The following is a 26,905-nucleotide window of genomic DNA, read 5'->3' on the forward strand; positions in this document are numbered from 1 at the left end:
CGCCCCCATGGCTGCACAGAACACCGCGATCACCGACACGGCACCGGCGGGCACACCAGGATCGCCCACCGGTCGTCAATGGCTCGCCCTCGCGGTGCTGGTCTTCTCCCAACTCGCGGTTTGGCTCGACAACACCGTCCTCAACGTCGCGCTCAAGACACTGGCCGACCCGGACGAGGGGCTCGGCGCCAGCCCCAACCAGCTCCAGTGGAGCATCAGCTCCTACACGCTGGTCTTCGCCGTCCTGCTCTTCACCGGCGGGGTCCTCGCCGACCGCTACGGCCACCGCAATCTGCTGCTCACCGGCATGCTCGTGTTCGGCGGCGCCTCCGCCTGGGCCGGATACGCGGGCTCCGCCACCGAACTCATCGTCGCCCGCGGGGCGATGGGCGTCGGCAGCGCCCTCATCATGCCCGCCACGCTCGCGCTGATCGCCCAGGTCTTCGACGAACGGCACCGGGCGACCGCCATCGCCATCTGGTCCGGCTCCAGCGGCATCGCGATCGCCACCGGGCCGATGCTCAGCGGGGCGCTCCTCGACCACTTCTGGTGGGGCTCGGTCTTCCTCGTCAACGTGCCGATCGTCGTGCTGTGCGTCGCCGGTTCGCTGGTGTTCCTGCCCGGGGCGGCCGCCAAGGTGCGGCAGAAGTTCGACCCGCTGGGCGTGCTGCTCTCCACGGTCGGGCTCTTCGCCGTCGTCTGGGCCGTCATCGAGGGCGGCCACCGCAACGACTGGAACGATCCGGCCATTCTCGGCGCGTTCGCCGTCGGCGCGGTGCTCGTCCTGGTGTTCGTCCTGGTCGAACTGCGGGTCGCCAACCCCAGTTTCGACGTACGGCTCTTCCGCAACCGCCGGTTCACCGGCGCGAGCGTGGCCGTGATGCTGACCTTCTTCGGCCTCAACGGCTCGATGTACTACACCAGCTTCTATCTCCAGGGCGTCCACCGGCAGACCCCGCTGGAGTGCGGGATGTCCATCGCCCCCGTCGCGATCGGCGTGCTGCTGGGCGCCCCGCTCTCGGCGAAGCTCGTACGGGCGTACGGGGTGCGTGCCGTCGTGGGCGTCGCCATGGTCATCGCCACGGTCGGCTTCTTCGCGTACGTCTTCCTCGACGAGCACAGCGGGCTGGGGCTGTTCTGGGTCTTCCTGATCCTCCAGGGGCTCGGCATGGGCGCCGCCGTGGCCCCCACCACCGAGACCATCATCTCCGTCCTCCCCGAGGACCGCACCGGCGCCGGGTCCGCCGTCAACAACGCGATGCGGCAGATCGGCGGCGTCCTCGGCGTCGCGGTCCTCGGCTCCGTCCTGGCCGGTGTCTACCGCGGCGAGATCACCCCCAAGCTGGACGGGCTGCCGCCGGGCGCCGCCGACGCCGCCGAGGAGTCCCCCGAGGCCACCCGGCTCATCGCCGACCGGCTGCGGATGCCGCGGCTGTCCGACTTCGCCGACCAGGGCTTCGTGCACGCCATGCACGTCGCCGCGGTGATCGGCGCGATCGCCGCGGCGGTCGGCGCGGTCATCATCTGGTGGACCTTCCGCCGGGCCTCCTCGTACGCCGAGAGCACCCGCTGACGGACCGTGATCCTTTCCTTGCCTCCCCGGGGGTACGGGCATAGCCTCCCGGCACAACGTCCGTATTCCGGAAGGCTGTTCCCATGCGTACAGCGGTCATCACCGCGGCAGGCGAGGTCGAGTTAAGACGGATACCCGTGCCGGAGGTCGGGGACTCGGACGTGCTGGTGCGCATCGCGGCGTGCGGCATCTGCACCATGGAGGCCAACCTGTACGCCGGGCGCATGACCGTCTACCCGGCCGCCGCCGGACACGAGATCTCCGGCTGGGTCGAACGCGTCGGATCAGCCGCCGCCGACCTCGAGGACATGCCCGCCGTCGGCTCCCTCGTCACCCTCGACGGCCTCCCCCGCTGCGGCGCCTGCCGCGCCTGCCGCCGCGGCCAGTCCGCCATCTGCGTCGCCCTCCAGGGCCGGGTCCGCGAGGCGGACGGCGCGATCGCCATGGGCGCCGGACTCGCCGACCACATCGTGCTCCCCGCCTCCCGCGTCTGGTCGGTCGGCGACACCGACCCTGCGGTCGCCGCCATGGGCGAACCCCTCGCCTGCGTCGTCCACTCCCTGCGCCGCGGCGGCTTCCGCCCCGGGGACCGGGTGACCGTCATCGGCGCCGGGTACATGGGCCATCTGCACCTGGCCGTGGCCCGCGAACTGGGGGCGCGCGGGGTCGCGGTCGTGGAGCGCGACGAGCAGCGCCGCGCGGCGGTCGCCTCGTCCGGCGCCGACGCGGCCGTACCCCCCTCGGACGTGGCCGAACTCCCCGGCGCCGACGTCGTGTTCGTCACCATCGCCAGCGCCGAGTGCATCGCCGCCGCGCTCGCCGCCGTCGCCGACGGCGGCACGATCGTCCTCTTCGGCGGCCCCCCGGACGGCCCGCCCGCCGACCTCCCGGGCTACGAGGTCCACCGCCGCCAACTGACGGTGACGGGCTCCTTCAGCCACGAACCCGCCGACTGGCGCACCGCCGCCGAACTCCTCCGCGGCGGCACGCTGGCGCCCCGCCTGGAGAGCCTGGTCACGGCGCGCTACGGGCTGGACGAGGTCGAGCAGGCCCTGAAGCAGGCATCCACGACCCCGGTCTACCGAGTGATCGTCGCCCCGTAGCCCCCACGGCCCCCGTGTGCCCCGGTGACTCCTACGCGGTGGCCAGCGCGCCCCGGCTGCCGACAAGCCACGGCAGCACCCGGTGCAGCGATACGGCGAGCGGCGCCCGCCCGCCGAGGCCCCCCGGCAGGGGGAACACCCAACAACCCACCCGACGAGAGCAGCCCCGCCCCCGGCAAGACGCCCCGCCCGGCAGCGGCCCTCCGCCAGGAAGCGCGGCCCCTCCCCCCGCGGGGCGCGGGCCCGCCTCCCCCCGCGGGCCGGGGGGCTCCCGCCGGGGGCGGGGTCCAGGGGCGGAGCCCATGGCTCGGGAAGGGGCGGGGCTGGGGAACAAACAACCACCGAGAGGAACCCCCTTGCGCATCGGCGTACAGCTCCACCCCCAGCACACCGGCATCCAGGACCTCCGCGCCGCCTGGCGGCAGGCGGACGCCCTCGGCGTCGACTCGCTCTGGACGTGGGACCACTTCCTCCCGCACACCGGCGACCCGGGCGGCACCCACTTGGAGTGCTGGTCGCTGCTGGCCGCGATGGCGGTCGAGACCCGGCACGCGACCATCGGCCCGCTCGTCACCTGCACCGCCTTCCGCAATCCGCACGTCCTCGCCGACATGGCCCGCACCGTGGACCAGCTCAGCGGTGGGCGGCTGGTGCTGGGGATGGGGGCGGGGTGGTTCGAGGCGGAGCACACCGCGTACGGCATACCGTTCCCCGGCCCGGCGGGGCGCATGGACGCGTTCGCCGCGTCCGTCGCGGCCGTCAAGGAGCGGCTGGCCACGCTCAACCCGGGCCCCGCGGGCCCGCTTCCGCTGCTCATCGGGGGCGCCGGGCGGCGGCGCACCCTGGAGCTGGTGGCCCGCGAAGCGGACTGGTGGAACTGGTACGGCTGGGCCGCCACCGACCCGGTGGCCGAGTTCCGGGAGCTGAACGGCGTCCTGGACGCGTGGTGCGAGCGGGTCGGCCGCGATCCGGGGCAGGTGGCCCGTACGGTCATGGTCGATCCGGATCAGCTGCCGCTGGCCGAGGCGTTCGCGGAGGCCGGGGCGGTGCACCTCGTGCTGTCGCTGCCCGCTCCGTACGACCTGGGGGCGGTCGAGAAGCTGCTCGCGCTGCGCGCCGCGCTCACCCCGTGACCCCCGTGCCCCCCGTGACCGGCAAGCAGCAGCCGCTGGGGCACCGCTTCACCCTGCTGATGGGTGCCCTGCTGGTGTCCACCCTGGGCAACGGCCTGTGCTTCCCGTTCACCGCGATCTACGTCAGCGAGCTGCTGGGCCTCGGCGCCCGGGCCGCGGGCGGGTACTTCGTCGCTATGGCCGCGGCCAGCTTCGCCGCGGCCCTCGTCGGCGGCCCGCTGGCCGACCGGCACGGGCCGCACCGGGTGGGGGTGCTGGGCGGGGCGGCGCTCGCCGCCGGGTACGGGATGCTGGCCCCGGCCGACACCACGTCCCTGGTGCTGGCCTCGGGGGCGTGCGTGGGCGTCGGCTTCGGGCTGTTCTACGCGTCGATCGTGGGCGTCGTGGACGCGGCCGTGCCGGAGAGCGGCCGCCGCACCGCGTTCACCGTCCGGCACATCGTCAACAACGTCGGCATCGGCATCGGCTCGGTGGCCGCGGGGCTCGCGCTCCAGGGCGCGCACACCCCCACCGGCACGCTCCGCTGGCTGTACCTGGCCAACGCCCTCGCCGCGCTGCCCCTCACCGCGGCGATCTGGTACGTACGTCCCCGGAGCACCGGGCGGCCCACCCCCGTAAACGAGAGCCCGGAGAACGCCACCTACCGCGATCTGCTGCGCGCCCGCCCCATGGCGCTGCTGATCCTCGCCCAGGCCCTCTTCGCCATCGTCGGCTTCACCCAGATCGAGGCCACGGTCCCGCTGCTGATGCACGACGACATGGCCGTGACGCTCGGCTGGGTGAGCACGGTCGTGGCGGCCAACTCCTTCGCCCTGGTCGCCCTCCAGCCGCTGCTGGCCCGCTGGCTGGAGCGGCTGCCGGAGACGGTGAGCCTGGCGGCCGGGCCGGTGCTGTGGGTGGTGGCGTTCGGCTGCGGGCTGGGGGCGGCACTGGCCGGGGAGGGTGCGGCGCCGGTCCTCCGTCACGGGCTGCTGCTGGCCTTCGCGGTGGTGTTCGCGGCGGGCGAGCTGACGTACTCGTCGGCCTTCTACCCGCTGCTGCTGCGCTGGTCGGGCGAAGCGGCCGTGGGGCGGGCGAGCGCGCTGGCCTCGCTGGCCTGGAACCTGGGCACGGCGACCGGCCCGCCGCTCGGGCTGTTCGTGGTGGCCCACTCCTCGGCGACGGGCGGCTGGACCGCGCTCGCGGCCGGTGCCGGGGCCGCGTTCGCGGTGGCCGCCGCGCTGCACCGGCGCGCGGCGGCCGTCCCTCCCACGACCGGCTAGGACTTCGGCAGATAGCCGTTGTCGTACGCGTCCTCAGGGGTGACCTTCTTCTCCAGCAGCCCCTGGTCGTACATGAAGTCGGCCATCCGGGCCCAGGTCTGCGCGTCGTTGACGCCGACCTCGCCCTGGTCCGTCTTCATCATCGGCAGCGTGGCCTTGAGGACCGCCATCGCGTTCTTCTGCTGCTTTTCGCCGCGCAGCCCCGGCACGTATTTCTCACTGAGCTTGATGGTGTCGTCGGGGTTGTCCATCGCGTAGCGCAGCCCGCGCAGCGACGCCGCGACGAACTTCTTCATGTCGTCGCCGCGCTTCTCCAGCACGTCCTTCTTGGCGCCCAGACCGACCCCGACCAGCGGATCGCCCTTGTCCCCCGCGTCGAGCGTAATCGACCGGACTTCCTTGCCCGCCTCCTCGAAGGAAATGGCGTCGTTGTTCAGATAGCCCATCACGCCCTCGACCTTGTTTCCGGTCAGGGCCGCCTGCTGGGTGAATCCAATGTTCTGGATCTTGGCCTGCTTCGGGGAAAGTCCGCCCTCCTTGAGAAGGGCGAGCAGACCGAAATAGGTCTCACCGAAGGGGCCGGGGGTCCCGATCTTACGGCCCTTGAGATCGGCCGGTTTCTTGATGTCGGAGTCCTTGGGCACGATCAGGCCCACGGGGTATTTCTGGTAGAAGGTCGCGATGTCCACGACGGGGAGATTCTTGGCGGCGCGCGCCTGAAGCATCTCGTCGCCACCCGCGTAGACGACGTCCTCCTTGCCCGACGTCAGCGCCCCGAAGAGGTCTTCGGAAGCACCGTGGTGACGTAACGTCACCTTGAGCCCGGCGTCCTTGTAGTAACCCTTTTCGGCGGCCACGTAGAAGGGCGAGAACTGGATGTTCGGGGTGTAGGTCAACCCTACGGTGATGCTCTTGCCGCCCTTGCCCTCCGCGTCCTTCGGCTCCTCGGCGCATGAGGTCAGGGTGGCCGCGGCCACCACCGACACGAGAGCCGCCCCCAGAACCCGCTGTCTGAGGACGGTCCTCATGGTCGTCTGCACAGAACGCACGTACTTCTCCTCGCGAATCGACTCGTGGATCGAACAGGGTTGGTCAGTCACGCTGCGCGAACCGCTCGACCAGCCGGACCACCCCGTACAGACCGGCGGCGAGCAGGGCGAGCATGACGAGGGTGGAGAACAGGCCGATGGTGTCGGCCGCCTGGCGCTGCACGGCCAGCAGCTGCCCCAGGCCCTCGCCGCCCATGACGAACTCCCCGACCACCGCGCCGGTGATGGAGAGCGTGAGCCCGTTGCGGACCCCGGCGAGGATGCTGGGCAGGGCGAGCGGGAACTCGATGTACCAGAGCATCCCCCACCACCCGACGCCGTCCACCCGGGCGGCGCCCAGCACCTCGGGGTCCAGGGCGCGCAGCCCCAGCACGGTGTTGACGAGAATGGGGAAGAAGACCAGGAGCGCGCAGAGCACCGCGATCGGCAGCAGCCCGTAGCCGAGCCACAGCGCGAGCAGCGGGGCCAGCGCCACCGCGGGCACGGCCTGCGAAGCGGCGATGTACGGCTGGAGCGCGGCGGCCGCCAGGTCGCTGCGGGCGATGAGATAGCCGAGCGGCAGTGCCACTCCGATTCCCATACCGCTTCCGGCCAGCGCTTCTCGCACGGTTTCCCAGGTGTAGTCGACAAGGGAATCGTGCAGTATCTGATCGATGAAATGCGCGGCCAAGTCGACCGGCCCCGGAAGATAGAACTCCGCCACCGCTCCGGTACGGGTGACGAGATCCCAGACGAGAAGCAGCGCCAGCCCGAATACGAGCGGCGGAAGCACTCCCCGGAACATACCCCCCGTACGGCGCTCGCCACTGTTCTCGCGGGCCTTTCGCACCCGCCCCGGCCGGGGTGAATGCGGCGCCCGCTCCGGTGTCACCGCATCCGGCTCACCGCGCGCGACCGTCGTGGCCGCCGTACCGCTCCCGTACCCCTCGCCCATCCCCAAATCCCCTTGTATTACCGGCTGTTGCCAGGTCACGGCACGCCCGCGTTGCAACCTATCCCCAGCGCACACCGGTTCACAATGTCGATGGGAAAACGAAACCATTTCCCGGCGCCCGACTTCGCCCCTTCTCCTCAGCGTTCCCCGAGAATCCCCAGCTCGGAGGCGCGCGCCCCGGCCTGGAAGCGCGAGTTGGCGTCCAGCAGTTCCAGGATCCCGGTGACATAGCGGCGGTACGTACGCACGGAAATCGCCAGATCGCGGGCGGCCGCCTCGTCGGTGACCCCGTCCCGCAGCCGCGTCAGCACCCGTCGCACCATCTCCGTACGGGCGCGGTTGCCGAAGTCGAGCGGACGCGGGGCGGGGGTGGCGCCCGCCCAGATGGAGCGGAACATTCCGTAGAGGGAGCCGACCACCACCTGATCCTCGATGACCGAGGTGTGCCGCCCGTTGGCCGAATCCGTACACACCAGTGCGGTGCGGCCGTCGGCGATCAGGGCCGTGGGGAGGGGCACCGGGGCGATGCGGACCTGCGCGGGCCGGGTTGCGGGCGCGGGTTCGGTCGTGGGTTCGGCCGCGGGCTCGGACGTGGGTGCGGGCTCGGTCGTGGGTGCGGGCGTGGGTTCGGGCATGGGTCCGGGCGGGGGCGTGGGGCCCGGGATGGGCGTGGGTACGGGCGCGGGGCCCGCCAGGGCGGAACCGCCCGAGCCCCCGGGGGGACCGGCCCGGCCGCGCAGCACCCGCACCCGCACCGCGCCGTCGTCCACGTGCCCCAGCATCGCCGTGAGCGCCGCGTGCGCACCCGCCATCCGGCCGGGCGCCTCCGGGAAGACGGCGTCCACCCGCGCCCGGGCCCTGGCGATCACCTGTTCGGCGGCGGCCAGGAACGCCCCGTCCGCCATCCCCACCTGGGTGAACTGCCCCGTTCTCGTCCTGCGGGCCCGGTGTTCGACGACGGTGGCCTCGATGAGGGCCCGCACCTCCCGTAACGTCCGCTCCAGAACGTCCCCCGGATCACCGGGATCCTTCATGTCGTTATTCCTGCCTCGCGACGTGGTCAAGGTCTCGAGTGCCATGGGCCGCGCGCTTCGCACCCCGCGCCGGGGGCGAACGGGCGGGTCAGTGGTCCGGCAGCAGTCCCAGCTCCACCGCCCGTGCCCCCGCCTGGAAGCGGGACCCCGCGCCCAGCTCCCGCATGATCTCCGCGACATAGCGGCGGTAGGTCCGCAGCGACACCTGCATGGCGCGCGCCGCCACCTCATCGGTGTGACCCGTGCGCAGGCATTCCAGGATGCGCCGCGCGTCCGCCGGGCACAGCCGCCCGCCCAGCCGCGGATAGTCCTCCAGCGCCACGGCGTTCCCCCAGGTCCCCGCGAACATCAGCTCCAGGGCCTGCACCGCGGCGGGATCCTCGACGAGCGACGCCTGCCGCCCGCCGTCCCGCGCCGGGTCCGGCGGTTCGTTCCGTACGTAGACGATCTGGCCGTCGATGAACAGCGCCTCCGGTAACTCCCCGTCGCATACGCGGACTTCGCAGCGCGGGTCGGTGCGCGCCAGCGCCCGCACCCGGGCCGCGCCCAGCGCCCGCGGCAGGCACAGCAGCCGCACCGCGCGGCGGCCGCGGCCGCCCCGGGCCGGCCGGGCGAGCGCCGCGCAGACGACCTCCGACTGTTCCTCGCCGCCCGACAGGACGACGCTCACGGTCCGTTCGGCCCCGTCCACGAGCGTGTCGACGACCTCGGCGAGCGGCACCTGCCCGAGAGCCTTCCCCGCCCAGGAGTCCTGGGCCAGCTCCCGCCGGTGCCGGGTGACGGTGGATTCGATCAGATCGCGGGCGGCCAGCAGGGCGCGCTCGACGTAGTCACCGGTCATGGCGGGGGCCGAGGAGTCCGCCTCATGCTCAGGAGAAGGCTCGGACATCGTCACAAGACCAACCATGACTTCCCCTGGAGGGCGACAGTTACCTAGGTTTGCGAATACCGGCCTGGTTCTTGGAATTTCCGTGCCTCAGCATGCTCAATACGCGGAGGCGGCATGGTGCGAAATCACTGATGACAGTAATTCGCGCACAGCGACGGCGTCAACGCGGGGCGTGAGGTAAAGAATAGACCAAGTGCGGCGCGTCAGAGCGCGATCCGGCGCTCGACCGCCCATCAAGCGGTGCTCGTTGTCAGCAAGTTACTAACCGTCAGCTCATGCGATCGCCATCCGGACACGATCAGTCGCGATCCGGAGACACTCCGCCACGAAGCGAAAGGAGCCCTGTCCGGTTGCTGCCACCGCCCCCCGGGACGGGGCACGGCGTTGCGCGGCGTGGTCACCGCGGCCCGAAATGGATCCCCCCGCGGAAGTCGCGGCCCTGGACGACCGGGCCCGAGATGGTCCCGGAGACGGAGTTGTGCACCGACCCGGCCGACCCGGCCCCGCCCTCGGCGGGCCCACCGAACTCCCTTAGCCAGGCGGCCAGATCGCGCCCGAACTCCGGGTCCTGCCGCGACCGCTCGACCAGCAGATCGGCCAGCTGGCGCAGCCGCTCCTCGTCGCCGTACGGAATGGCGACCGGCTCGGGCTCGCCCACCGGCTCCGCGTCGCCGCGCCGCCATACCCGGCGGGCCAGCGCGCCGAGCGATTCCATGGCCCGTCGCCCCGCCTCGCCCCCGGCACCTGATACCGCCGCGTTGACCGCCGTGACCAGCGCACCCGTCGTCACCGGATCCATGGGCTCCCCCCCCCCCCCCCCCTGGCGTGCCCTCAACTCTCCGTGTGCGCAAGGTTACCGGCGCGAGTGGTCACCCATCCACCGCTTCGGCACGCAGCGTGAACCAGACCGTCTTGCCGCCGTCGTGGAGATCCGTACCCCATTCATGGGCGGTCTTGCTGAGCAGGAACATTCCGCGCCCGCACTCCGAGAGGAAGTCCGGCTCCTTGACCACGGGCAGTGATGTCTCGGAGTCGCGGACGGCGGCGCATATCCCGTACGGACGGTTTTCGAGCAGCAGTAGGCACTCGGGCGAGGCCGCGTGCTTGTGGACGTTGGACAGCAGTTCGGTGACGCACATCGCCGCCGGCGTGATCAGATCCTCGCGTCCCCACAGACGCAGCCGGGCGCCGACGGCGCGACGCACCTCGGCGAGTTTCTGCGGGTGGACGCGGAGGCGGAACTCGTACCGCTGCGGGATGTTGTCTGCCATATGGTCCGAGGCCCCTCCAAAGCGCAGCGCACTGACGCCGTGTCGCAAGAGCGATCCTGGCTCATCGACGGTGTCACTCGCAATGTTTCGACCCTTTAGCTCAAGACTGGCATATGCCGCCTGGTGACCCCGGATGGCGATAGGTCAGACTGACGCCATGTCCTACCAGCCAGTGCCCACCGTGCGGCGCAGGCGTCTGGGCTCAACTCTGCGGAGGCTGCGCACCGAAGCGGGGATGACACTGGACGCGGCCGCCGAGGCGCTCAACGCCACCGCGAACGGCTCCCCCGGCGCCCGCCACTGGACCGCGCCCAAGCTCTCGCGCATCGAGAACGCCAACGCGACCATCCGCACCACGGAGGTGGAGGTCCTGCTGCGGGCGTACGAGGTCACCGACTGCGAGGTCCGGGCCGCGCTGGAGGGGCTCGCCAAGGGCGCGGGCAAGCGGGGCTGGTGGCAGACGTACCGCGGAGTCGTCGCCCCGGCCTACGCCGACTACATATCGCTGGAGTCGGACGCCGACTCCGTCCGCGACTACGCCCCGCTGGTCGTCCCCGGACTGCTCCAGACCTCCGAGTACGCGCGCGAGACGATCGCCGCGAACGCCAGGGCCCGCAGCGCGGCCGAGGTCAACGCCCTCGCCGAGGTGCGGCTCGCCCGCCAGGCCGTGCTCACCCGCCAGGACGCCCCGCTGAAGCTGTGGGCCGTCATCCACGAGACGGCGCTGCGCCGCCGGTTCGCCGACCGCCCGGCCATCATGACCGAGCAGCTGCGGCGGCTCCTGGACGTCGCGGAGTGGCCGACGGTGACACTCCAGGTGATGCCGATCGACGCCGCGCCCAACCCCGGAGACGCGGGCGCGTTCACACTTGTGGGCTTCCCTGGTCCGATGCCGGATCTCGTCTCCCAGGAGAACCTGCGCGGGCCCACGTACGTCGAAGGAGTCGACGACGTCAACGTTTTCGTCGACGCCTTCGGCCGCATCGCCGACAGCGCACTGTCTCCGGATGCGTCGAAGGGCCTCATCGCAGATCTCGTATGAGAAAGAGGGCCCCACACATGAACACCTCATGTACCTCTGCACCGTTCGCCGGGAACCAGCACCGTCCGCGCTGGCGCAAGTCCTCGTACTCCGTGGGCGAGGGCCAGTGCGTGGAGATCGCCGCCAGCGGCGGACGGCTCCTGATCCGGGAGAGCGACGCCCCCGGCGTGGTCCTCACCACGGCCCCCTCGACGCTCGCCGCCTTCCTGCGGGGTGCGAAGGCGGGCACGTTCGACGCCTGATGTGACGTAACCCGACGGACGCCGCCCGGCCACGAACGGCCGGGCGGCTTTTCGCTGTCAGAACTGCACATCCGAGCACGCGTAGAACGCGTTCCCGGTGTCGGCGATGGTCCAGACGGCGAGGATGACGTGCCGTCCGGTCATCCCGCTGGGGATCGTCCCCGAGTGGGAGAGCGTGGACGGCGGCCGCTGCCCGTTGTACGGCACGGTCAGGAAGGGCGACGACTGGAGACTCGACCGGGTCACCTTGGAGCTCGGGTTCCAGCCATTCTTGGTGATGTAGTACTTGAAGTCCGTGGTCGCGTGCGAGGCCGTGAAGCGCCAGTTGAAGGTGTAGCTCTTCCCGGCGGTCAGCTTGGTCGCGGGCCAGCTCCCGCCGCGCGGATCGTCGAGCTGCGCGAACCGGCTGTTGCCGCCCGCACAGATCGTCCCGTCCGCGGGCCCGCCCGAGGGGAACCCCTTGGGCCCTTCCACGCTCTGCGGCTCGTACTGGATGTCGCCGCAGTTGGCGACGGTCCCGTTGGCGCACAGCTTCTGCCTGCTGAGCGGTGAGTCGGTGTAGCCGTGACCGGTGGCGCTGCCGCCGGTCGCGAGAACGGTGACCGCCGCGAGCCCGATGCCGACCGCGGCGGCGCGGATCTTCTTGCGCATGCTTCGCTCCTGAAGACGTGGGGTGCTTCTACGAGCCGTGCGATGCGGTCTAGACCAAGTGGAGCGTAGCCAGGACGATTGGTCATGTCCATACCAATAACAAGGACGCCTCGACGCCTGGTCCGGACCACCCCACGAGGTCCGGTAGGATTCCGCTGTCAGCAGGCGCCGCTAGCTCAGTTGGTTAGAGCAGCTGACTCTTAATCAGCGGGTCCGGGGTTCGAGTCCCTGGCGGCGCACCTGGCTTTACGCCGCTGACCTGGGGTTTTCCGGTACGACCGGGAAACCCCAGTCGCGTTTCCGGACTCCTGGAGGCGAGAGCACATGCTGATGACGGTGGGCATCGTCACCGTTGTTCTCTGGATCGCGCTGTTCACCTGGGTCACCTGGCACCGGCGCAGGTACGGCGGGGGCGGGAGCGGCGCCGCGAACGCGGAGGCGTTGGCCGAGGTGTTCCACCCCTCGCGGCGGCACGTCCAGGAGCAGAAGGAACGCCGACTCGCCCTGCGGGACGACCCGGACTCCGGTGCCCCGCCCGGCAGCACCGTGGACCTGGACTCGGGCACGGCGGTGGTGCGGCCGCGCCCACGGAAACCCTGACGAGCCAAGCCCTGATGAAGGAAGCCCTGGCTAGGACGTCCGCCGGACCGCGCGCCACTCCGGAGCGAGCACCGACCAGACCTCCCTGTCGATCCGCTGCCCCCGGTACAGGAAGCTCTCCCGCAGCACGCCGTCCCTCGTCATCCCGAGCCGGCGGGCCACGGCCTTGCTGGGCTCGTTCGCGGCCGCGACCAGCCACTCCACGCGGTGGATGCCGCGCTCCTCAACCGCCCAGTCGATGATCAGGCGCGCGGCCCTGGTCACCAGGCCCCGGCCCACCGCCGACGGCTCCAGCCAGCAGCCCGCCTCGGCGGTGCCCTGCGCGACGTCCATCGTGCGGAAGAGCACACCGCCGACCAGCTTGCCGTCCACCCAGATGCCGTGGATGCGGCCGGTGTCCGTGGCGGCCTTCTGCGCGTACGACTGGAGGTACGCCCGGCTCGACTCCAGGTCCGTGACGGCGTCCGCCAGCCCGATGTACTGCCCGATGAACTCCCGTCCCCGCTCCATATGGGCCAGGAACTCCTCGGCCTGCCACGGATCGAGCGGGCGCAGCTCGGCACCGTCGTCCCCCAGGGATATCGCGTACATCATCCGCCTCCACGGCTGGTCCCGCCCCACGACGCGACGGATCTTCTCACGAAGCAGCACGAACCGCCCCGGCGCGCGAGGGCGCCGGGGCGGTTCGTACGCGGTCGGTTCAGGCCGCCGCGATCAGCCGCAGGAGGGGCACGGGTCGCAGGCGCGGACGGAGACGTCGTCGATGACCGGACCGTAGGCGCCGGACATGGTGCTGGCGAACGCCAGGGTCGTGGTGGCGCCGGTGGCCCGGAAGGACACCTCGCGGGTCACGTAGCCCATGTTCGTCATGGTCTTGCCAGTGCTGTCGAAGCTGAAGTCCTGGAAGTTCTGGCCGTCGACCAGGACCTTTCCGGTCTTCACGGCCGGACCACCGGCCGGGTTGGCGGCGAGGGAGTACGTCACCGTGTACCGCTTGCCCGGCACCGTGGTGAAGTTCTGGCTCACCGTGCCCGCGGCGCCCCCGTTGAGGTCGACGGACTGGTCCCCCTCGGCCGCCTGCCAGAACCCGCCCCCGATGTGGTCGACGTTCCCGGCGGCCACCTTCCACGGCCCGATGGTCCCTCCGGTCCCGATGTTCACGAACGTGTTGGCCGCCACCCGGGGCGTCTCGAAGCTGCCGTCGTCGAAATGGCTGGCCGCGGGCGCGGCCAGCGCGGCGCCCGTACCGGCTCCCGCGAGAACACCGGCGACGAGGACCGCGGCAGCGAAGGTGCGAATGGGTGACATGTTCCCCTCCAGAATGAAAGATGCGCGAGCGTCTGAATTGACCGCCCGGACGAATCTCCCGCATCCCCCGACCCAGACCAAGACCGAGCCACCGGCGCACGGTGGCGCCCAACGGCCCGAACTCCCGTGGTGCGCCGCCCAGTTAGCCCGCCCGCCCCTCACACCCCGGGCGGCTGGGGCTCCCGGCCCAGCCCACCGCTCATACGGCTCGAACGCGACGGCGAGTCGGTCACCGTTCACGAGGCGTCGCCCGAGACGGTCGAGCGGATCCCCAGAAGCTGGGGCGGAGACCGTCCTTCCCGACCCGGCCCGTTCGGAAGCCATGCTGATCGGCGCGCACACGTACAGCACGCTGCCCGGCCTGCCCGCCGTCGCGGGCAGGCCGGACGGTCTGCGCGAGGTGTTGACCGACCCCGCGGTGTGGGGCCTGCCGTCCGCCCGGTGCACCGTGCTCGCCCAGCCGCCCAGCGCGCACCAGGTGCTGGACGTACGCAGGCAGGGGAATTGCGGAATCAGGCGGAAGAGGTGGCCACCGCCGACCCACCGCCGCTGTACCAGCCTCCTGTCCCCCGGTCACGGCAACACCGCGGCCTTCCGCCGGTCACGCCCCTCCCTCGTGGAGGGGCCCCGATGACGCCCGCGATCGAGCCACCCCCACTGCTCTGGCGCGAACAGCTCAGCGAAGCCCGGACCCCGCCGCCGCCCGCGACTTCATCGAAAGCTGCCTTCACTTCATGCGGCTGATCAGCCGCTGAGCGGCCCCAGCCGCGCTGATCAGGCTTCGGTCTTCTGTCGACGTTCGAGGGTTGCGGCCGCTCGGCGCCGTTGGGGGTCCCGGACATCCACCGGTGCTCCGGCGCCCTCGCCCGGGGTCTTCGTCCACCCCCGGATCATGTCCGCCGTCTCGACCAGGCGCTCGCTCCCCGGAGGCACATCGATGTAGAACAGCGACTCGTCCGGTCTACGGTCGTCTCCACCCCATCTGACGACGCCCCCGAGTTGGGCGAGAATATCCCGAATCACAAGCTGCTGATTCAGGAAAAAGCCGCCACGGGTGCCGGCCGGATAGTGGCCAGGACGGATCTGCACCGCGGTTCCAGACGCCTGGTTCGACTCCGGCAGGCTCTTACGCACAGCGTTAGGAGACTTCCAGCCGATGACGTCGCCGCGGCGGAGTTCGTCGATCTCGTAGTGAAAGCGGCGGATCACGTGGACGAGAACGGTTTCCACGTCACCCATGCGCACTTGGATGTCGACCGGGGTGCCGGGGACAGGCCGGGTGTATATGTGGCCGCGGTCATCCGCCAGCTTCTCCTTCTCCCACCCGTTCTTCGACAAGGTGCCGGTCAGGACACGTTCATTGCGCTTCCTGGCCCTCTCCAGCGCCTTGCGCGCCGAACTCGGGTCAGGGGTCCCGCTCGCCGCGTACCCGGGTGTGGCGAGCAGTTGGGTTCCGGCGGCTGTACCTGCGGCTATGAAGGCAGCGCGCCGCAGAGCAGTGCGCCGCGAAATGGGGGCCGTCACTTCTTCTCCTCCTTGAGCTGGGCAATCGCAAACACGGTGAGCGTGACAGCGCACACTCCCAGCAGAGCTGCGGCCGCGTTGATGTATGAGGGAATGACCGCTTCAACGGTGTGGCCCTCACTCGTACGGCATCCGAACCGCAGCGGGATGAACGACGGGGCGTACCCGGTGAGGCGTTCCGTTCCGATGGCCGCGTTGCATGCCTGAGACTGGCCCGTTTCGTCGAGGAAGAACAGGTGCAAGACTCCCCATGTGTACATGCCGACCGCTGCGGCCCACGCCATAGTCGCGAGAGCTTTGATCCTCGCCCCCATCGACATGGGAGTACGGACACCTGCCAATAACCTGATCCCGCGTACGGCAAGCCACAAGGTGGCGGTGACGCCGACCAGGGATAGCAGGAGCACGGCAATGGGGTCGTGGCCTGCGTAGGGTTCGGTCCCTGACACCAGGCGGCTCCTATCAGAACATATTGCGGGAGATGGAGTTGTATTTCTCCATCACGTAGTACAAGCCCATCCGCTTCTTCGCTTCGGAGAACGCGGGCTCCGCAGGGCCTTGGTAGCGGCGCAGGACTTCGTAGATCTCCGAATCGGTGTAGCTGAGGCTCGGACGCCTCATCTTCGGCGAGTCATCGTCCCCGCCCGGCTTTCCGTCAATGTCCCACATGTCGATCATGAAGACGCTGGTGAGTGCGAACTCCTCATCATCGTGCGCCTTCTTCCATATGGAGTACTTGTCCGCATCCTTGGAAACGTCGAGGATCGGCCGACCCGTCACGTATCCCATGCTGAGGCAGTGGTTCCATGCCCCGACGAGGCTGACCGCCCGTTGCTTGGCGATTCCCGTGGAGGTGTCCCGAATGAACTCACCTGTTGTGTTGTACGCGGCGATCACCGCCAGCCAGGCTGCTTCATCGAGCGGATCAATATGCCGCATCTCCCAGTACGCCGACGTCTGAATCAACGCCTTACGTATGTTGTACCTGTTCGACAGGTCCGTGATGAGTGCATCGTGGTCCATGACAGTCGTCTGAAAACACTTCCAGTGCTGATAGCTCTTCGTGCCGCCATCATTGGGGTACCCGAGGGACTCCATGTACTTGCCGACGTCCGTCTGCATGGCAGTGAGGACGGTCGGGTCCAGACGGCCGTCGGGCTTGCTGACACGCGGTGCGTTGAATGATCCCTGTCCGACGTCCCGGCCGGAGGCGATGTTGTTGTCGATCTCGATCTTTCCATCGCCCGAGCCAACGGTGCGGGTGACGACTTGGTCGTAGGCCCAGTCGGCGGGCAGCGGGTAGCCGAAATTTCCGGAGAACCCTGAGGACATGTCGGATACGAAAGATGCCGAGGAGTGCCCGGCCTCGGCGACCCGAGTGCACACGTTCCGAGGCCCGTACACGCCGACCTTGTATCGGTTGCCGTCGTCGGCCATGGCATCCTGGATGCCCTTGAAATGAGGCAGCACGTTGTTGGTGACCTCATTGTCGACGGCGTCGAAGTCCACGGCGAAGAAGATCCGGGTACCTGACTTGAAGCCGTGGTCGAGTGCGGCATTGATCGCGGCCTGTCCTGCTGCACGCCCGAGGGGATAGTTGAAGTCGTCGGCACCGCGTCCGTATGTCTGGTAGATAGGGAAGCAGCGCAGATCGTTGTCAGCGATGGTCTGGAGCTCGCCTGACTGGATTTCCTTCTCAGCCGTGCTGCCACTCGGGGTCGGGTCCGGGTTGGTGAGGTAGCGGCCGATGTACTTGATGCCCGCTGCCTTGAGCGCCGCCGCGCGTGCGGGGGTGATCCTGGTGACGCCGTCACAGGCTTCTCCTCTGCGGTCCTGGTCGCCGTAGGAGACGAGGAGTGAGGCCCAGGTCGAGAAGTCGCCCTTCCCGGTGACAGACAATTTAACGAACGCCTGGAAGTCGGATACCGCTGACGCCAAGGCCGACGTGAAGCTGGACGTGAATGCGACGGGCCGTTGGTTGAGGGCCATTCCAGCAGAGAACAGTTGCACCCATGTACCCGAGGAGCCGGTCGAGACCGTATGGGACTTCAGCCCTGCTTGGGTACCCGGCCCGAAGACGCCGTTGGCGGTGCCGTCAGCCATGCCAAGTTCGTACTGGATGGCAAAGAGCATGGACTTGGCGACATCGCGGGAGTGATGCCCATCGCAGGGAATGATGAAGAAGTCGCTACGGTTTACGTAGCGGCCGTTGAGCCACTGCTGGATCGCCCGGATCTGGTCGGAGCCGTTGTTGACGGTAACGTAGGCGTCCATGTTCAGCAGACCCTTGAACACCTTCGGGGTCAGATCGCTGCCGGGATAGGCCGCGTCGACTCCCATGTCCTTCTTGAACTTGGCCATGCTGGCCTGGACACGTGAACTGTATGTGCCGTCGATGTCACCGCCGTCATAGCCCTTGCAGTACAGACCGGACTGGATGATGCGGCAGAAGTTCGCCGACGGCATCGTGCCGGCGTTGAGCTTCGGGTACTTCGACGTCAGCTTGGACAGGGTGGTAGGACCGAAGCTGTTCGATAACGCCGTGATCCCTAATTCGTATTGCAGGGCTCGGGTCAGGGCATACATGGTGTTCCAGCCAGTCTTCCCGTCTTCGTCGACGGTCATTCCGATGGAACTACCGTAGATGTCGTTCACGAAGCGCTGCGCTCGCTTCACCATTTCATCAGCCATGACGATCCCTTCCCCATTGCGACCGCTCGTACGGTTCAGAAGTTCGTATCTCGATGACATAGCCCATGCCGAAAGCGCCCAAGGACGGCCGCCCTGGCTTTATCGACGTGAACGACTCGATCAGGACACAATCCAGCCAACGGGAACCGGATCACCGTCCATAATTTTCCTTCACCACCCTCAAGGTGATCTTCAATTCTTTGGCGTCCTTGACTTCGCTCGTGGTGACATCGGCCTGTGTGGGCCAGGTCGATCCCGGGAAAACGCCAGGTGCCTTTTTCGTCACCGTCACCGCGGAAGATCCCGTATTCCCCACTGCCGTGACGGTGACCTCGTATGACGCCCGCTGTTTGCCCTCATTGCTGATCGTGACAGGCACCACCATCCGACCGCCGTCCAGACGGGGCTCGTAGGCGATGACCTCTCCGCCCTGCGCCTTGTCCACGGCTTTCCCGAAGCCATAGTCTTGCGGCCGGGGAATGTCGGTGTTCCTCGGGCCGACAGGATCTCCGCTGACACTGTTCCTGGCCCGCTCCTCCACAGCGTCACGGGCGTTCCGGGAGAGCTGATCCTTGGCGCCGGGATCCTGGTGGGTTGCCTCGGGAGAAGAGGTGCGCCCTTCCGCTGACAGGTGCTTTCCCTCCGAGGAGGGTCCGCTGCTGCCTACGCTCTCGGCAGACTGAGCTCCACACGCGGTCGCAACGAGGGCGACCGACGCAGCCACAGCCGCCACAGTGAGAGAGCGCGCCACTTTCCGGGTCATGCAGGATCCCCTCATCTCAAAGCTCCTTCAGTTGCAAAGGAACTCGTATTCGCTCTTGTAGTCGATGAAAAGGTTACTGGAGGATTTCCCCATCTTGGCGGTCACCGGAGCGCAGGCGACGCTGGGCACGTAGACCGGGCCCGCAAACTCGCTAAAGGTCCCGGAGTCGGTGTCACAGTTGGTGCCGTCCCATTCGCAGACCTTGAGATACATGTATCGCGCTTGGCCAACATTGTTGTCCAAGATCGCGCACCCCTTGCCGCTCTTGTTGATGTAGGTGAACAGCAGGGCCAAGCGCAGCTGGGGGTCGGTGCCCTTGGGCAGCGGGGTCGCTTTGTTCACAGTGTCGAAGCCGGAGCCGCACACTGTGGCGGCAGCCGCGGCGGCCTGAGGGTCGGCCTGGACGAGAGAGCGAGTCGCGGCGTCGGCGTTCTTCGAGAGCTGTACGTCCGGCTTCTCGGCAGCGACGGCTTGCGGTGCGGTCAACGCCGCTGCGGCCAGGGCACCGACGGCGACGACGACACCCAAGACGGCTTTGCGTCTGGACACGCTCATGGTCCTTCCTCTAGCGGAGGGTACTGAGGCTCGCCGCCCGCAGGCGTCATCCCCCTGCGTGCGGTGACGCGCCCGCACAGCACGCGCTTACCTCGCGGTCGGCGGTGACCCTAGCCGCAAAACAGTTCGAACCCAGAGGTGTTGTTACGGGAACGAGGCAGATGGCGCAGAGCCCCGATGTCGCGCATCGTGACCGAGTATTTCTTGATAGGGCGATATGAGGAGATATATTGCCTGCGACAACCGCCCGGAACGCTACCTTCTGTGCGATACATGCCGTGCGTCACCGCTGGATCAGGGCCGAAACACGCCCACTTGAGACCCCAGGAGCCTTTGTTGCCCGACTACCCCGGGCGGCCGGAACCGGCACCGCGCGCTCGCAGATGTCGAGCAGGCCGCCGCGGAGGACGAGTGGCCAGCCCGGGAACCGCTCCGTGTGCCCGGGCGTCGGGCGGACACGGAGGCAGACACCAGGTTCCGAGAAACTCATGGAGGCCGCTGTGAAGCGCTCGTCCGTACGCAGGCTCGCCGTCCTCGGGGCTGTCGTGGCCACCACCGCCACCGTCCTCGCGCTCCGCCCCGGGAGCTCCGCCGAGCCGTCCCCGCCATCCGCCCCGACAGCGCCCGACTCGGGCACGTCCAGCTCCGAGGTACGGCAGGATCCGGGGACAGCCGAGGGGTACGGGACGCCCGAGCGAAGGGAATCCGCCGAACGCGCACCGATGCCCCAGGACAACTGAGCGGCTGGGGCATGGAGTGGACGGGGAACGGTGACCGGGCGAGCTGATCGCGTCAGCCCTCGGGGGTCTGCTGGAGCTTGGCGAGGGTCAGAACGTCGCCGCCGATGCCCCAGCCGCCGTCGGTGACCTCCTCGACCAGGACGAGGGTGTTGGCGCGGGCCCGTTCGCCGTAGATCTCGGCGTACAGGTCGGTCGTGCGCGTGATGATCTGCTCCTTCTGCCGCTCGTCGAGGGTTCCGGCGGGGACCTTGAAGTTCGCGAAAGGCATGGTGGTTCTCTCTCTCCGGTACGAGGGATCGTGCGCCCTCAGCCTGGGCCGGTGTATCCGCGTCAGCCAGGGCTGTGCGCACCCAGGGGTTGACGTCCCCTGGTTCGGCGCGCCGCCACGCGCGACGATGGGCGGCGTGAACCACGCGCAGCTCGCCGCATTCCTCAAATCCCGCCGCGACCGGATCCGCCCCGCCGACGTCGGGCTGACCGCCGGTCCGCGGCGCCGGGTGCCCGGGTTGCGGCGTGAGGAGGTCGCCCAGCTGGCCGGGCTGTCCGCGGACTACTACACGGAGCTGGAGCGCGGGCGCGGTGCCCAGCCCTCCGCCCAGGTGCTGGCCGCCCTCGCGCGGGCGCTGCGGTTGGACGGTGACGCGCGCGACCACCTGTTCCACCTCGCCGACCGCCGCGTACCCCCCGCGGCCCACGGACCGGCCGCGCACGTCCAGCCCGCGCTGCTCGGTCTGCTGGACCGGCTCACGACCACCCCCGCGCAGGTCATCACCGACCTCCACGAAACGCTCGTCCAGAACCCGCTGGCCGTCGCGCTCCTCGGCCCGCCTCCTGCCGTACGGGGGCCGGCGGCGAGCTTCGTCCACCGCTGGTTCACCGACCCCGGCGCCCGCGCGATCTACCCGGCCGAGGACCACCCCCACCACTCCCGGGCCTTCGTCGCCGACCTCCAGGCCGTGGCCGCCCGGCGCGGCGGTGACGCCACGGTGGCCGGGCTGGTCGCCGAACTACGGCGGCGAAGCCAGGAGTTCGCCACCCTCTGGGACACCCACGACATCGCCCTCCGGCGCATCGACCACAAGCGCATCGTCCACCCCGCCCTGGGCGTCATCGAGCTGGACTGCCACACCCTGTTCAGCGAGGACGGCGCCCAGCGCCTGCTGTGGTTCACCGCCCCGCCCGGCACCGAGGGCGCCTCGCAGCTGGAACTCCTCTCCGTCATCGGCACCCAGGACATGGATCTGACCTGCGATCATGCCTAGGTGGACATCGCCGAACTCGTTCTGAAGTACATAGAGGCACTGGTCTGGCCCGCCGTGACCGTGGGCCTGGTGTGGGGCTTGCGCAGCCATATCCGCGAGGCGTTCACGCGCATGACGCGCCTGGAGACCCCGGCGGGCGCGATCGAGTTCGAGACGCAGGCGCGGGATGTGCTGACCCAGGCGGAGGAGGCGGCCCTCGCCGACGCGCCGTGGCCCTTCGGCCAAGGGGTACCGACGCCACGCCCCCAGCCCCGGCCGACGTACCCCCCACCGGCCGGGCAGCGGGCGCCGCACCCCGAGCGCGTGGAGGAAGGGCTCGGCCCTTACGCACCGGATCAGGATGAGGAACCCGAGGAGTTCCCGCCCCCGCCACCCCCGCCGGTACAGCCTCAGCCCTCCGGGGGCGCCTGGGCTCCTCCCTCGTATCGGCAGTCGGCCGCACCCCAGGCGGAACAGCTCCAGGAAGCCCGGACCATGGTCGACGCGTCGCCCGCCGGGGCCGTCGTCATGGCGTGGAACGCGCTGCTCGGCGGGCTGACGAGCGACCTGCCGCCCGACATGGTCGCCGTCGTCAACCGCCTGCGCACCCTCCGCAACCGCGCCGTGCACCAAGCCGACACGGTCACCCCGGGCGCCGCCCGGGACTTCGTCGAAAGCTGCCTCCACGTCGCCCGGGCGGCAGGACCGACGCGGTAACCCTGCCACCCGCGTACCGACGCTACTACCCTGGGTGACGACCGCGCCCGCGGTCACATCGAGTGGGAGGCAGCCATGACCCGGGCCCAGGAAGCCGACCCGTCCGCGTTATTCGAGGACGATGCCGAGGGCGCCTTGGCCTTGGCACGGGGTGGGTGAGACGTACCGCCGCCTGGGCCGTCACGCCGAGGCCGCCGACTTCCACCGTCAGGCGGCGGCCGCCCACCGCACCCTGGGAGACGCCTGGCACGAGGCCATCGCGCTCGACGGCTTGGCGGACGCGTTGCTCGGCGACGACCCGGAAGCGGCGCGTCGGCACTGGGCAGAGGCGCTGAGGCTGCTCGGCGACTACGACGGTCCACGGGCGGTGGCGATGCGCGGCGCCGTCGAACACCGGTTGGGAACGACGAGGTAGGCCCTGCGTCAGAGCGGCTGGATGCGGCGGTGCAGGAGGCAGAATTCGTTGCCCTCCGGGTCGGCCAGCACGTGCCAGTTCTCGGCGCCGGTCTGGCCGACGTCGGCGGTCCTGGCGCCGAGCGCGAGCAGGCGGGCCAGTTCGGCGTCCTGGTCGCGGTCGGTGGCGTTGACGTCGATGTGCAGCCGCAGCTTCTCGGGCCGCGGGTCGCTGCTCGGGCTGAGGACGAGGGTGAGCTGCGGGCCGCCGAAGCCGACGTCGGGCGGCCCGATCTCGATGCTTCCGTCGTCGTCCCGGCCGAGTTCGACGTAGCCGAGGACCTCGCTCCAGAACGCGGCGAGCCGTTCGGCGTCGGCGCAGTCGATGACCAGCTCACTGATGCGGCATGCCATGCGCGGCAGTGTACGGAGACGGCCCGGGCCCGGGAATCGATTTATCGCGGCGCCAAGAGCCTCCGCAGCCACACCAGCCGCGCCGCCCGCGCGTCGCGGGAGATGGTGGCGTGCGGGGCCATGCCGCTGAAACCGTGGAACGCACCGGGCCAGACGTGCAGTTCGGCCTGTCCCCCGGCTTGCCACAGGCGGCTGGCGTAGGCGACGTCCTCGTCGCGGAAGGTCTCCGCGGAGCCCACGTCGATGAACGCGGGCGGCAGCCCGGACAGATCGGTCGCGCGGGCGGGCGCGGCGTACGGCGAGACGTCGTCCGTGCCCCGGGCGGCACCGAGCAGCGCCGTCCACCCCGCCTCGTTGGAGGCGCGGTCCCACACCCCGACGCCGGTCATCTGGTGGGCGGACGGGGTGTCGTTACGGTCGTCCAGCATCGGGCACATCAGCAACTGCCCGAACAGGGCCGGGCCACCCCGGTCCCGCGCCATCAGGGCGACGGCCGCCGCGAGCCCACCGCCCGCGCTGCCACCCGCGAGGACGATGCGCTCCGGGTCGACGCCCAGCTCCTCGGCGTGCTCGGCGGTCCAGCGCAGACCGGCGTAGCAGTCCTCGACCGGCCCCGGATGCGGGGTTCCGGGCGCCAGCCGGTACTCGACGGACACCACGGCCAGCCCCAGCTCCTCGGCCAGGTCGAGCATGTCGGGCAGGCCGGTGCGGTTGTCGCCGACCATCATCCCGCCGCCGTGGATGTGGTACAGCGCCGGTGTCGGCGTGGCCGCGTCGGCCGGACGGCAGATCAGCAACGAGACCTCCGGCGCGCCCGCCGGACCCGGAACGGACCGCTCCGCGACGCGGAAGATCCCGCCGCGCGCCAGGTCCGCGTCGGTCACGGGTGCCATCCCGGGTACGTCCTCCGGAGGCGTCTCCCCCGGGTCGGCCCCGGACCCGCCCGGCGGCAGGATCTCCGTGATGGCCGCGAGCGCCACGGCGAGTTCCGGATCGAACGGCGGCGGTGGCCCGAGCGGGGCGGTCGTGGCCGACGGGTCGGTGGACGTGTGCGGCATGGAGGACTCCCGGGGTCGCCGAAGGAAGATCCCCCGTCGTCGCGTGGCGGAGTCTATCGGCGGCCGCAGGCGATGTGAGCCCAGACGGTCTTGCCGGGGCCACGGCGTTCCTTGACACCCCAGCGGTCGGCCAGCGCCTCGACCAGGAGCAGGCCACGGCCCTGTTCGTCCACGGAGCTGGGGCCCTGGGGGCGGGCTGACGGTCGTGGGTGTCCGACACCTCGATCTCCAGACGGCCCGTCACGTGGTCGTACCGCAGGAGGAGGGCGAAGTCCCGTCCCGGGACGCGGCCGTGGAGGACGGCGTTGGCGGCCAGTTCCGCGACGACGAGGACGGCCGCGTCGCTGGGGCCGAGCCCCCAGGAGGCGAACTGGGTCGCAGCCAGCAGCCGGGCGAGCCTGGCCCCACGTCGGGTGACGGAGAATCGCTGCGCGAACGTACGTACGGTGACGGGGACTTGGTCCTGTGGTGCGGTCATGGGCGGAAGCGTTGCGGTGGGGGCGGGGCTGCGGCCAGGTATGACACCCACCCAGTTTTGGCTGTACCAGTTGACTCGCTGGACTGGGGTGGTCACCGCGCGTGAGCATGTACGTATGGGAGCAGACAACAGCGAACCCGAAGTCTCGGACAGCCTCAAGACGTTTGGCGCGGTGCTTAAGGCTCTGCGGGATGAAGGGGGGGTTGACGCAGGAACAGTTCGCCCCGCGTGTGCGGTACTCGGTGACGTACGTCGCGAAGATCGAGCAGGGCAGGCGCTTCCCCCCGAAGGAACTCGTCCCGCGAGTGGAGGAGGTGCTGGGTGCGCTGGCCGCGCGGGTTCTGGGCGCGGCGTATCGCAGCCTGACCCGGAAGGTGGGACTGGCGGCCTGGTTCCAACATTGGGCGGGGATTGAGGAGGAAGCGGCAACGCTCCTCACGTACGAGTGCGCGGTCGTGCCGGGACTGCTTCAGCCGGAGCCGTACATCCGCGCAGTCTTCGAGCGTTACATCCCGCATGTCTCGACAGAACAGTGCGAGCAGCAGGTGATCGCACGGCTTGCTCGGCAGAGGCTGTTCGACGACCTGCCCAACACCTCGTTCAGCTTCATCATCGAGCAGGCGCTACTGGACAGGTGCTTCGGGGGCGTCGAGGTCACCAAGGACCTCCTTGACCACCTCCTTGAACAGCAGGCCCGCCGGAACGTGGAAATCCAGGTCATGCCGCTGCGGCAAGAGGACCACTTCGGCTTCGAAGGGCCCATGTGTCTGGCGGAGACGGCAGACCACCGGTGGGTCGGCTACATCGAAGCGCATGACACCAGCGTCCTGGTCACCGACCCAAAAGCCGTAAGTGCGATGCTCCAGCGCTATGGCAAACTGCGCTCACAGGCTCTCAGCCCTCAGGCCACTACGAGCCTGCTGGAGCAGATGCGAGGAGCGCTATGAGCAGCAGCACCGAACTCGACTGGTTCAAGAGCAGCTACAGCGGCGGAGGCGGCGGCAACTGCGTCGAGGTCGCCATACGCCCCGACACCGTGCACGTCCGCGACTCCAAGGACCCCGAGACCGGCCAACTCGCCATCCCCCGCACCGCCTGGGCCGCCTTCACCGCCCAGCTGTGAAGAAGGCGATCAGGTCCTCGGCCGTGGGGTTGCTGGCCGCTACCGATTCGGCGGCTGCCGCTTCGCTGCGCGGGAACATGGCCTGCTCGTACGCGGCGAGGGCGGCCTCGACGTCGTCGGGGTGAGCGGCCAGGGCCTGGCCGAGTTCGGCGCCGTCCAGCATGGCCAGGTTGGCGCCCTCGCCGTCCACGAGTGCCAGGTGGGCGGCGTCGCCGAGCAGGGTCACTCCCGGCAGCCGGTCCCACCGGTGCCCGACCGGCAGGGCGTAGAGGGGGCGCAGAACGGGCGCGGTGTCGCTTTCGGTGATCAGCGCCGTCAGCTCCGGCGCCCAGCCGTCGAACTCCTCCGCGATCCGCGCGACCGCCGCGCGCTCATCCGTGAAGTCGATCGCGGCGAACCATTCCTGCGGCTCGGACAGCATCGCGTACGTGTGCAGGGTCCCGCCACGCTCCCGGTGCGCGCCGATCTTCCTCCCGCCCGGGCCGAGCACGAACAGCGATCCGCCGCCGACCGCCTTCGCGGCAGCCGGGTGGCGGGTGTCGGCGTCATACAGGCAGGTCTCCACGAAGGACGTACCGGCGTACGCGGGCGTGGCGTCGGAGAGCAGGGGCCGGACCCGGGACCACGCGCCGTCCGCGCCGACCAGCAGCTTCGTCACGACAGAACCACCGTCCGCGAACGTCACCTCATGGCGGCCGTCACCGAGCGCACGAGCACGGCTGACCTTGTGGCCCCACCGGACGGTGCCCTCGGGAAGCGAGTCGAGCAGAATCTGCCGCAGCTCACCGCGCTGCACCTCCGGGCGTCCGCCCGTACCGTCGTCGGGCTGGTCGAACACGACCGTCCCGTCCGGGTCGAGGAACCGGTACTGCTGGCGGCCCTCCAGGATCAGGCCACGGAACTCGTCCATCAGATCGGCGGCCCGCATGGCGAGTTGGCCGTTGTAGTCGTGGATGTCGAGCATCCCGCCCTGTGAACGCGCCGCTGGCGAGGGCTCCGCCTCGTAGACCGTGGACGGGATGCCGTGCACGTGCAGGACGCGGGCGAGGGTCAGGCCGCCGAGTCCGGCGCCGATGATGGTGACGTCAGCAGTCATGGTGAGTCCTTTGCGAAATGT

Annotated in this window: 31 protein-coding genes, 1 tRNA gene and 2 pseudogenes; 15 read left to right on the top strand and 19 right to left on the bottom strand. The window is 69.7% G+C overall.

Annotated features, from left to right (window positions below; all coding sequences use genetic code 11):
- Positions 1-7: 7 nt before the first annotated feature.
- The 4 genes from ACH4TL_RS39080 (at position 8) to ACH4TL_RS39095 (ending at position 5,071) form a co-directional block, all read left to right on the top strand.
- On the top strand, positions 8-1,573 hold the full coding sequence (locus tag ACH4TL_RS39080; protein WP_398328479.1) for an MFS transporter: 1,566 nt from the start codon (positions 8-10) through the stop codon (positions 1,571-1,573).
- An 83-nt stretch (positions 1,574-1,656) separates the two neighbouring features.
- A complete protein-coding gene (locus tag ACH4TL_RS39085) occupies positions 1,657-2,676 on the top strand; it encodes a zinc-binding dehydrogenase (protein ID WP_398328477.1) in 1,020 nt (339 codons plus the stop codon).
- A gap of 356 nt (positions 2,677-3,032) precedes the next feature.
- Positions 3,033-3,809: an LLM class F420-dependent oxidoreductase gene (locus ACH4TL_RS39090; RefSeq protein WP_398328474.1), complete on the top strand. Its 777-nt coding sequence runs from the start codon at positions 3,033-3,035 to the stop codon at positions 3,807-3,809.
- A complete protein-coding gene (locus tag ACH4TL_RS39095) occupies positions 3,806-5,071 on the top strand; it encodes an MFS transporter (protein WP_398425442.1) in 1,266 nt (421 codons plus the stop codon). Before ACH4TL_RS39090 ends, ACH4TL_RS39095 begins: the two co-directional genes overlap by 4 nt.
- Here ACH4TL_RS39095 and ACH4TL_RS39100 read toward each other — a convergent pair.
- The 6 genes from ACH4TL_RS39100 to ACH4TL_RS39125 form a co-directional block, all read right to left on the bottom strand.
- Entirely contained in the window at positions 5,068-6,120 is a 1,053-nt protein-coding gene (locus tag ACH4TL_RS39100; protein WP_398328468.1) for an ABC transporter substrate-binding protein, read from the bottom strand. The two genes, ACH4TL_RS39095 and ACH4TL_RS39100, sit on opposite strands and share 4 nt — an antisense overlap.
- Positions 6,121-6,163: 43 nt before the next feature.
- Positions 6,164-6,727 (bottom strand): ABC transporter permease, encoded by a 564-nt coding sequence (locus ACH4TL_RS39105; RefSeq protein WP_398328560.1) that lies wholly within the window; start codon positions 6,725-6,727, stop codon positions 6,164-6,166.
- Positions 6,728-7,191: 464 nt separating this feature from the next.
- Positions 7,192-8,088, bottom strand: coding sequence for a DNA-binding response regulator (locus ACH4TL_RS39110; protein ID WP_398328465.1), 897 nt, complete (start codon positions 8,086-8,088; stop codon positions 7,192-7,194).
- An 88-nt stretch (positions 8,089-8,176) separates the two neighbouring features.
- A complete protein-coding gene (locus ACH4TL_RS39115) occupies positions 8,177-8,977 on the bottom strand; it encodes a response regulator transcription factor (protein WP_398328557.1) in 801 nt (266 codons plus the stop codon).
- A gap of 397 nt (positions 8,978-9,374) precedes the next feature.
- Positions 9,375-9,776, bottom strand: coding sequence for a hypothetical protein (locus ACH4TL_RS39120; protein WP_398328462.1), 402 nt, complete (start codon positions 9,774-9,776; stop codon positions 9,375-9,377).
- A gap of 70 nt (positions 9,777-9,846) precedes the next feature.
- Positions 9,847-10,248 (bottom strand): ATP-binding protein, encoded by a 402-nt coding sequence (locus ACH4TL_RS39125; protein ID WP_398328459.1) that lies wholly within the window; start codon positions 10,246-10,248, stop codon positions 9,847-9,849.
- 157 nt (positions 10,249-10,405) lie between these two features.
- Here ACH4TL_RS39125 and ACH4TL_RS39130 point away from each other — a divergent pair, with 157 nt between their 5' ends.
- Positions 10,406-11,290 carry a helix-turn-helix domain-containing protein gene (locus tag ACH4TL_RS39130; protein WP_398328456.1) on the top strand — a complete coding sequence of 295 codons (885 nt, stop codon included), beginning with the start codon at positions 10,406-10,408 and terminating at the stop codon, positions 11,288-11,290.
- Between the two features lie 17 nt (positions 11,291-11,307).
- Positions 11,308-11,532: a DUF397 domain-containing protein gene (locus ACH4TL_RS39135; RefSeq protein WP_398328453.1), complete on the top strand. Its 225-nt coding sequence runs from the start codon at positions 11,308-11,310 to the stop codon at positions 11,530-11,532.
- Between the two features lie 57 nt (positions 11,533-11,589).
- Here ACH4TL_RS39135 and ACH4TL_RS39140 read toward each other — a convergent pair whose 3' ends face one another.
- Positions 11,590-12,183 (bottom strand): lytic polysaccharide monooxygenase, encoded by a 594-nt coding sequence (locus ACH4TL_RS39140; protein WP_398328450.1) that lies wholly within the window; start codon positions 12,181-12,183, stop codon positions 11,590-11,592.
- A 165-nt stretch (positions 12,184-12,348) separates the two neighbouring features.
- Here ACH4TL_RS39140 and ACH4TL_RS39145 point away from each other — a divergent pair.
- Positions 12,349-12,422: transfer RNA gene (locus ACH4TL_RS39145), tRNA-Lys, on the top strand.
- A gap of 85 nt (positions 12,423-12,507) precedes the next feature.
- Entirely contained in the window at positions 12,508-12,783 is a 276-nt protein-coding gene (locus tag ACH4TL_RS39150; RefSeq protein WP_398328447.1) for a DUF6191 domain-containing protein, read from the top strand.
- A gap of 30 nt (positions 12,784-12,813) precedes the next feature.
- On the opposite strand, the gene ACH4TL_RS39155 is transcribed toward ACH4TL_RS39150, so the two are convergent.
- Together ACH4TL_RS39155 and ACH4TL_RS39160 are read right to left on the bottom strand one after the other, a co-directional pair.
- The gene (locus ACH4TL_RS39155) at positions 12,814-13,374 is read right to left on the bottom strand and encodes a GNAT family N-acetyltransferase (RefSeq protein ID WP_398328554.1); all 561 of its coding nucleotides are present in this window, start codon (positions 13,372-13,374) and stop codon (positions 12,814-12,816) included.
- A 123-nt stretch (positions 13,375-13,497) separates the two neighbouring features.
- A complete protein-coding gene (locus ACH4TL_RS39160; RefSeq protein WP_398328444.1) occupies positions 13,498-14,091 on the bottom strand; it encodes a choice-of-anchor C family protein in 594 nt (197 codons plus the stop codon).
- A gap of 322 nt (positions 14,092-14,413) precedes the next feature.
- Here ACH4TL_RS39160 and ACH4TL_RS39165 point away from each other — a divergent pair, with 322 nt between their 5' ends.
- Positions 14,414-14,725 (top strand): hypothetical protein, encoded by a 312-nt coding sequence (locus tag ACH4TL_RS39165; RefSeq protein WP_398328441.1) that lies wholly within the window; start codon positions 14,414-14,416, stop codon positions 14,723-14,725.
- 140 nt (positions 14,726-14,865) lie between these two features.
- Here ACH4TL_RS39165 and ACH4TL_RS39170 read toward each other — a convergent pair whose 3' ends face one another.
- From ACH4TL_RS39170 to ACH4TL_RS39190, 5 genes are all read right to left on the bottom strand, one after another.
- Complete coding sequence (locus ACH4TL_RS39170) at positions 14,866-15,615, bottom strand: hypothetical protein (protein WP_398328438.1); 750 nt, start codon at positions 15,613-15,615, stop codon at positions 14,866-14,868.
- Entirely contained in the window at positions 15,612-16,064 is a 453-nt protein-coding gene (locus ACH4TL_RS39175; protein ID WP_398328435.1) for a hypothetical protein, read from the bottom strand. The genes ACH4TL_RS39170 and ACH4TL_RS39175 overlap by 4 nt, the downstream gene beginning before the upstream one ends.
- A gap of 13 nt (positions 16,065-16,077) precedes the next feature.
- Positions 16,078-18,306, bottom strand: coding sequence for a glycoside hydrolase domain-containing protein (locus ACH4TL_RS39180; RefSeq protein WP_398328432.1), 2,229 nt, complete (start codon positions 18,304-18,306; stop codon positions 16,078-16,080).
- Positions 18,307-18,457: 151 nt separating this feature from the next.
- On the bottom strand, positions 18,458-18,751 hold the full coding sequence (locus ACH4TL_RS39185; protein WP_398328429.1) for a hypothetical protein: 294 nt from the start codon (positions 18,749-18,751) through the stop codon (positions 18,458-18,460).
- A 345-nt stretch (positions 18,752-19,096) separates the two neighbouring features.
- Entirely contained in the window at positions 19,097-19,624 is a 528-nt protein-coding gene (locus tag ACH4TL_RS39190; RefSeq protein ID WP_398328427.1) for a hypothetical protein, read from the bottom strand.
- Positions 19,625-20,124: 500 nt separating this feature from the next.
- On the opposite strand from ACH4TL_RS39190, the gene ACH4TL_RS39195 reads away from it, so the two are divergent.
- The gene (locus tag ACH4TL_RS39195; RefSeq protein WP_398328424.1) at positions 20,125-20,364 is read left to right on the top strand and encodes a hypothetical protein; all 240 of its coding nucleotides are present in this window, start codon (positions 20,125-20,127) and stop codon (positions 20,362-20,364) included.
- Between the two features lie 52 nt (positions 20,365-20,416).
- Here the strand turns inward: ACH4TL_RS39195 and ACH4TL_RS39200 are convergent, their stop codons facing one another.
- Entirely contained in the window at positions 20,417-20,632 is a 216-nt protein-coding gene (locus ACH4TL_RS39200; RefSeq protein ID WP_398328421.1) for a tautomerase family protein, read from the bottom strand.
- A gap of 127 nt (positions 20,633-20,759) precedes the next feature.
- Between ACH4TL_RS39200 and ACH4TL_RS39205 the strand changes: the two genes are divergently transcribed.
- The 3 genes from ACH4TL_RS39205 (at position 20,760) to ACH4TL_RS39215 (ending at position 22,737) form a co-directional block, all read left to right on the top strand.
- Positions 20,760-21,626 (top strand): helix-turn-helix domain-containing protein, encoded by an 867-nt coding sequence (locus ACH4TL_RS39205; protein ID WP_398328418.1) that lies wholly within the window; start codon positions 20,760-20,762, stop codon positions 21,624-21,626.
- Entirely contained in the window at positions 21,627-22,322 is a 696-nt protein-coding gene (locus ACH4TL_RS39210; RefSeq protein WP_398328415.1) for a hypothetical protein, read from the top strand.
- Between the two features lie 151 nt (positions 22,323-22,473).
- Complete coding sequence (locus tag ACH4TL_RS39215; RefSeq protein ID WP_398328412.1) at positions 22,474-22,737, top strand: hypothetical protein; 264 nt, start codon at positions 22,474-22,476, stop codon at positions 22,735-22,737.
- Positions 22,738-22,745: 8 nt separating this feature from the next.
- Here the strand turns inward: ACH4TL_RS39215 and ACH4TL_RS39220 are convergent, their stop codons facing one another.
- The 3 genes and pseudogenes from ACH4TL_RS39220 to ACH4TL_RS39230 form a co-directional block, all read right to left on the bottom strand.
- Positions 22,746-23,129: a VOC family protein gene (locus ACH4TL_RS39220; RefSeq protein WP_398328409.1), complete on the bottom strand. Its 384-nt coding sequence runs from the start codon at positions 23,127-23,129 to the stop codon at positions 22,746-22,748.
- A 41-nt stretch (positions 23,130-23,170) separates the two neighbouring features.
- Positions 23,171-24,187: an alpha/beta hydrolase gene (locus ACH4TL_RS39225; protein WP_398328406.1), complete on the bottom strand. Its 1,017-nt coding sequence runs from the start codon at positions 24,185-24,187 to the stop codon at positions 23,171-23,173.
- Between the two features lie 53 nt (positions 24,188-24,240).
- Positions 24,241-24,665 (bottom strand): annotated as a pseudogene (locus ACH4TL_RS39230) (ATP-binding protein).
- Between the two features lie 115 nt (positions 24,666-24,780).
- Here ACH4TL_RS39230 and ACH4TL_RS39235 point away from each other — a divergent pair.
- Positions 24,781-25,612, top strand: a pseudogene (locus ACH4TL_RS39235) (helix-turn-helix domain-containing protein).
- On the top strand, positions 25,609-25,788 hold the full coding sequence (locus ACH4TL_RS39240) for a DUF397 domain-containing protein (RefSeq protein ID WP_398328403.1): 180 nt from the start codon (positions 25,609-25,611) through the stop codon (positions 25,786-25,788). The pseudogene ACH4TL_RS39235 and the gene ACH4TL_RS39240 overlap by 4 nt, the downstream one beginning before the upstream one ends.
- On the opposite strand, the gene ACH4TL_RS39245 is transcribed toward ACH4TL_RS39240, so the two are convergent.
- Complete coding sequence (locus ACH4TL_RS39245) at positions 25,772-26,884, bottom strand: FAD-dependent oxidoreductase (RefSeq protein WP_398328400.1); 1,113 nt, start codon at positions 26,882-26,884, stop codon at positions 25,772-25,774. The two genes, ACH4TL_RS39240 and ACH4TL_RS39245, sit on opposite strands and share 17 nt — an antisense overlap.
- Between the last annotated feature and the right edge of the window lie 21 nt (positions 26,885-26,905).

Origin of the sequence: Streptomyces sp. NPDC021115 (assembly GCF_044333065.1) — a bacterium.
In the GTDB taxonomy this organism is placed as follows: domain Bacteria; phylum Actinomycetota; class Actinomycetes; order Streptomycetales; family Streptomycetaceae; genus Streptomyces.